General features: G+C 63.5%; 5 protein-coding genes. All 5 read left to right on the plus strand.

What is annotated here, in order from left to right:
• The coding region (locus DBR23_RS04205) for a prephenate dehydrogenase/arogenate dehydrogenase family protein (RefSeq protein WP_233250265.1) at window positions 1–545 on the plus strand (545 nt) is incomplete at its 5' end.
• Between the two features lie 156 nt (window positions 546–701).
• Complete coding sequence (locus tag DBR23_RS04210) at window positions 702–2,744, plus strand: bifunctional 3-phosphoshikimate 1-carboxyvinyltransferase/cytidylate kinase (protein ID WP_108497405.1); 2,043 nt, start codon at window positions 702–704, stop codon at window positions 2,742–2,744.
• A 195-nt stretch (window positions 2,745–2,939) separates the two neighbouring features.
• Window positions 2,940–4,625, plus strand: coding sequence for a 30S ribosomal protein S1 (gene rpsA / locus DBR23_RS04215; RefSeq protein ID WP_056063647.1), 1,686 nt, complete (start codon window positions 2,940–2,942; stop codon window positions 4,623–4,625).
• An 85-nt stretch (window positions 4,626–4,710) separates the two neighbouring features.
• Window positions 4,711–5,043 carry an integration host factor subunit beta gene (locus DBR23_RS04220; RefSeq protein WP_056065071.1) on the plus strand — a complete coding sequence of 111 codons (333 nt, stop codon included), beginning with the start codon at window positions 4,711–4,713 and terminating at the stop codon, window positions 5,041–5,043.
• Between the two features lie 132 nt (window positions 5,044–5,175).
• The coding region (locus DBR23_RS04225; protein WP_108497406.1) for a lipopolysaccharide assembly LapA domain-containing protein at window positions 5,176–5,421 on the plus strand (246 nt) is incomplete at its 3' end.

A 5,421-nucleotide genomic window follows, 5' to 3' on the forward strand; every position in this document is an offset into this window, starting at 1 on the left:
TGCGGGACCAGGTGGGCTCCTTCGTGCCCGCACACCCCATCACCGGGCGCGAGGTGTCGGGCGTGGAACACGCCGAAGCCGACCTGTACAGCGGGCGCCAGGTGATCCTGACTCCCACCGAGCGCACCCTGACGGCCCAGCTGCAGGACGCCGAAAAGATCTGGACTGCGCTGGGCTGCCGCGTGACCAGCATGTCGCCGGAGTCGCACGACGCGGCCTTTGCCGCCGTCAGCCACCTGCCCCATTTGCTCGCGTTTGCCATGATGAACAGCATCACGGGCCAGACGCACGGTGACGACTTTCTGTCCCTCGCAGGCCCCGGGTTCCGCGACTTCACCCGCATTGCCGCCAGCGACCCCAAGGTGTGGCGCGACATCCTGCTGTCCAACCGGGACGAGCTGATTTCCCAGTCCAAGCTGTTCCAGCAGGCCCTGCGCAACATCGAGCAGGCCATGGAAAAAGGCAATGCCCAGGCGCTTGAAGACATGCTGACCCTGGCCAGCGAAACCCGTGCGCATTGGCGCATGGGCGCGAAGCGGAAATGACCCCCTGAGTCGCCTTCGGCGCCTTCCCCCAAGGGGGACGCACCCGGTGGCCTGGCGAAGCCAGCTCCACGGGTGCACTGGTGTTGGGGCGCGCCAGTTCTGCAGGCTGCCGGCCGCACGAACGCTCTTTGAGCCGCAATTGGACACAACACAACGATGTACAGCACCGCATTCCTCGATCTTCCCCCTTTGCAAGCCGCTGCGGGTGAAGTCCACCTGCCAGGCTCCAAGAGCATCTCCAACCGCGTGCTGCTGCTGGCAGCGCTGAGCAACGGCACCACCACCGTGCACGACCTGCTGGCGTCCGACGACACGCGCGTGATGCTGGACGCTCTGCGCCAGATCGGGTGCACGGTGGATGAGGCTGGAAGCACGGTGCGCATCACGGGCCTGGGTGGTCGCCTGCCCCAATCCCCCGCCAAGCTGTTCCTGGGCAATGCGGGCACGGCCATGCGCCCACTCACGGCAGCGCTGGCGCTGCTGGGCGGCGAGTTCGAACTGTCGGGCGTGCCACGCATGCACGAGCGCCCGATTGGCGACCTGATTGATGCCCTGCGCCAGCTGGGCTGCCAGATCGACTACCTGGGCAACGACGGCTACCCACCACTCAGGATCGCCCACGGCCAGGGCGTGCCCCCGCTTGCGCTGGCAGCGCCCATCCGCGTACGTGGCGACGTGTCCAGCCAATTCCTCACTGCCCTGCTCATGGCGCTGCCGCTGGCGGCCGGCGCGCAGGCCATCGTGATCGAGGTGGTGGGCGAGCTGATCTCCAAACCCTACATCGCCATCACGCTGCAGCTGCTGGCGCGGTTTGGCATCGTGGTCGAGCACCAGAACTGGCAGCGTTTCACCATCGCGGCGGGTAGCCGCTACCAGTCGCCCGGCAGTATTCATGTGGAGGCAGACGCCTCATCCGCTAGCTATTTCATAGCGCTTGGAGCAATAGCGACTAGCGCTACTGGCCAAAACGATGCCAAATCCGGCATCAAGATACAAGGCGTGGGCCTGGACTCGATCCAGGGCGATATTCGCTTTGTCGAAGCGGCCCGGGCCATGGGCGCGGTGATCACCGGGGGCCCCAACTGGCTGCAGATCGAACGCGGCGCCTGGCCCCTCAAGGCCATTGACCTGGACTGCAACCACATCCCTGATGCGGCCATGACGCTGGCCGTGATGGCCCTGTATGCCGAGGGCACGACCACGCTGACCAACATCGCCAGCTGGCGCGTGAAGGAAACCGACCGCATCGCCGCCATGGCCACCGAGCTGCGCAAGCTCGGCGCCACGGTGGAGGAAGGTGCGGACTACATCCGCGTGACGCCTCCCGCCCAGTCCGCTGACTGGAAAGCCGCCAGCATCCACACCTACGACGACCACCGCGTGGCCATGTGCTTCTCGCTGGCCGCCTTCAATCCGGCGCGTCTGCCGGTGCGCATCGAAGACCCCAAGTGCGTAGCCAAGACGTTCCCGGACTATTTCGAGGCGCTGTTCTCGGTCGCCCAGGTCGAAACCTCTCACATCCCGGTGATCTGTATTGACGGCCCGACAGCCTCGGGCAAGGGCACGGTGGCGGCGGCGGTGGCGCAACGGCTGGGCTATCGCTTTTTGGATTCCGGCGCGATGTACCGCATCACCGCCCTCGCCGCGCTGCGGGCGGGTTTCGCCATCGATGCGGACCACGAAGCCCGTATCGCCACCCTGGCCCAGACGCTGCCGGTGCGGTTTGAGGGCGGCAAGGTGTGGCTGGGCAGCGACGACGTGACCGAGGCCATCCGCACCGAAGAAGCCGGTATGAACGCGTCCCGTGTGTCCGCCCTGCCTGCCGTGCGCACGGCGCTGGTGGACCTGCAACACAGCTTCCAGCGCCTGCCGGGGCTGGTGGCCGATGGCCGCGACATGGGCACCGTGATCTTCCCCGAGGCCCCCTTGAAGGTGTATCTCACGGCCAGCGCCGCCTGCCGCGCAGAACGCCGTTATAAGCAGTTGATTTCTAAGGGTTTTTCGGCTAGTATAGAAGACCTTCGCGCAGATTTGGAGGCGCGCGACGCCCGGGACAGTTCCCGCAGCGTTGCTCCCTTGAAGCCCGCGCAAGACGCTCTGGTCCTGGACAACTCCGATTTGACGATTGAACAAGCCGTCGAGAAGGTTTTGGCTTGGTGGCAGGAGCGCCAGCCCTTCGCAGCTTCTGCGCAGCGCTGACAACGTGGAGCCTTCGGGCTCCAGGCAGTGCCGAAAGGCCTTGCCACAGGCCCACGCAGCCCCCATCGCGCGTCAGCGCACAGGTTGTGTGGATCGATAACCTAACCCGCGGCTCTGCCGCAAAAAACCACCGCAAGCAGCTATAAAAACGGTAGCAATGGTGCTGCCGGAATCCTGTTTGTGGCAAGGAAACACATGTCCGAATCTTTTGCCGCCCTTTTTGAAGAATCCTTGCAGCGCACGGAAATGCGCCCAGGCGAAGTCATCACCGCTGAAGTCGTGCGCGTTGAGCACAACTTCGTGGTTGTGAACGCTGGCCTCAAGTCCGAAGCCTACGTGCCGCTGGAAGAGTTCAAGAACGACAAGGGCGAAGTCGAAGTCCAAGTGGGAGACTTCGTGTCGGTGGCCATTGGCTCCATCGAAAACGGCTACGGCGACACCATCCTGTCGCGCGACACCGCCAAGCGTCTGGCTTCCTGGATGAGCCTGGAAAAGGCCCTGGAATCCGGCGAATTCGTCACTGGCACGACCAGCGGCAAGGTCAAGGGCGGTCTGACCGTTCTGGTCAACGGCATCCGCGCATTCCTGCCCGGTTCGCTGATCGATACCCGTCCGATCAAGGATCTGACGCCGTACGAAAACAAGACCATGGAATTCAAGGTCATCAAGCTGGACCGCAAGCGCAACAACGTGGTGCTGAGCCGCCGCGCTGTGGTGGAAGCCTCCATGGGCGAAGAGCGCGCCAAGCTGATGGAAACCCTGAAGGAAGGCTCCATCGTTCAAGGCGTGGTCAAGAACATCACCGAATACGGTGCGTTCGTGGACCTGGGCGGCATCGATGGCCTGCTGCACATCACCGACATGGCATGGCGCCGCGTGCGTCACCCCTCCGAAGTGGTGACCGCTGGCCAGGAAATCACTGCCAAGATCCTCAAGTTCGACACCGAGAAGAACCGTGTCTCGCTGGGTCTGAAGCAAATGGGCGACGACCCATGGATGGGCGTGAACCGCCGCTACCCCCAAGGCACCCGCCTGTTCGGCAAGATCACGAACATTGCCGACTACGGCGCATTCGTGGAACTCGAACCCGGCATCGAAGGCCTGGTGCACGTGTCTGAAATGGACTGGACCAACAAGAACATCGCTCCCGCCAAGCTGGTTTCGCTGGGCGACGAAGTCGAAGTCATGGTTCTGGAAATCGACGAAGACAAGCGCCGTATCAGCCTGGGCATGAAGCAGTGCAAGGCCAACCCATGGCAAGAATTCGCACAGGACACGAAGCGCGGCGACCGCGTGAAGGGTCCGATCAAGTCGATCACCGACTTCGGCGTGTTCGTGGGCCTGGCTGCAGGCATCGACGGCCTGGTGCACCTGTCTGACCTGTCGTGGAACGAACCCGGCGAAGCCGCTGTTCGCAACTACAAGAAGGGCCAGGAAGTGGAAGCCATCGTGCTGGCCGTGGACGTGGACCGCGAACGCATCTCGCTGGGCATCAAGCAGCTCGACGGCGACCCATTCACGACCTTCGTGACCGTGAACGACAAGGGCCAGACGGTGACCGGCAAGGTCAAGACCGTGGACGCCCGTGGCGCTGAAATCGACCTCGGCGAAGACATCGTGGGCTACCTGCGCGCTTCGGAAATCTCCCGCGACCGCGTGGAAGATGCCCGCAATGTGCTGAAGGAAGGCGACGAAGTCACGGCCGTGGTGGTGAACGTGGATCGCAAGACCCGCAACATCCAGCTGTCGATCAAGCAGAAGGACATGGCTGACGAACAAGGCGCCATGGCCAACCTGAGCCAGCAATCGAGCCGCGAAAGCGCCGGCACGACCAGCCTGGGCGCCCTGCTGCGCGCCAAGCTGGACAACTCGGAAAAGTAAAGCGCTGACCCGTTAAACGGTCAGACAGCGGGCGCCTCGGCGCCCGCTCTTTTTTCAGCCAAGACTGCCTATGTCCCAAGATTCCATGACCCGCTCAGACCTCGTCGAAGAACTGGCCGCCCGTTTCGGCCAGCTCACCCACCGCGATGCCGAATACGCCGTCAAGACCATTCTGGACGCCGTGGGCGAGGCCCTGGTGCGCGGGCACCGCATCGAGATCCGGGGCTTTGGCAGCTTCTCGGTCAACCACCGCCCTCCCCGCATGGGCCGCAATCCACGCAGCGGCGAGGCCGTGGCCATTCCCGAAAAGCGTGTGCCCCATTTCAAGCCGGGCAAGGCCCTGCGCGAAGCCGTCGACAAACGCACGGCCGAAATGGAAGAAAAGGCACCGCCCGCAACGGGCACCCTGGGCAACTGATATCAAATTGATAGCAGCAAGCGCATGATTCACTAGCGCCTGCTGCCGTTTTGGCTTGTATTGACCTGAGAGAAGGCATCCACAGGCCCCCTGCGCCAAGCTCTTAGAATCGCCCCACCACTGGGGAGACCGATGAAATACCTCCTGTGGCTGCTCAAGGCAGCCATTTTTTTTACGCTCTTCGCCTTCGCGCTGAACAACCAGCAGGATGCGACCGTGCATTTCTTCTTTGGCACGCAATGGCGCGCGCCGCTGGTGCTGGTGGTGCTGACCGCATTTGCCGCAGGTCTGGTCGTTGGGGCCTTGGGCATGGTGCCGCGCTGGTGGCGCCACCGCAACGCTGCACGCCGCGCCCAGGCAGCAGTCGTGGTGGCACCA

The sequence above is a fragment of the Acidovorax sp. HMWF018 genome, assembly GCF_003061035.1.
Taxonomy (GTDB): domain Bacteria; phylum Pseudomonadota; class Gammaproteobacteria; order Burkholderiales; family Burkholderiaceae_C; genus Acidovorax; species Acidovorax delafieldii.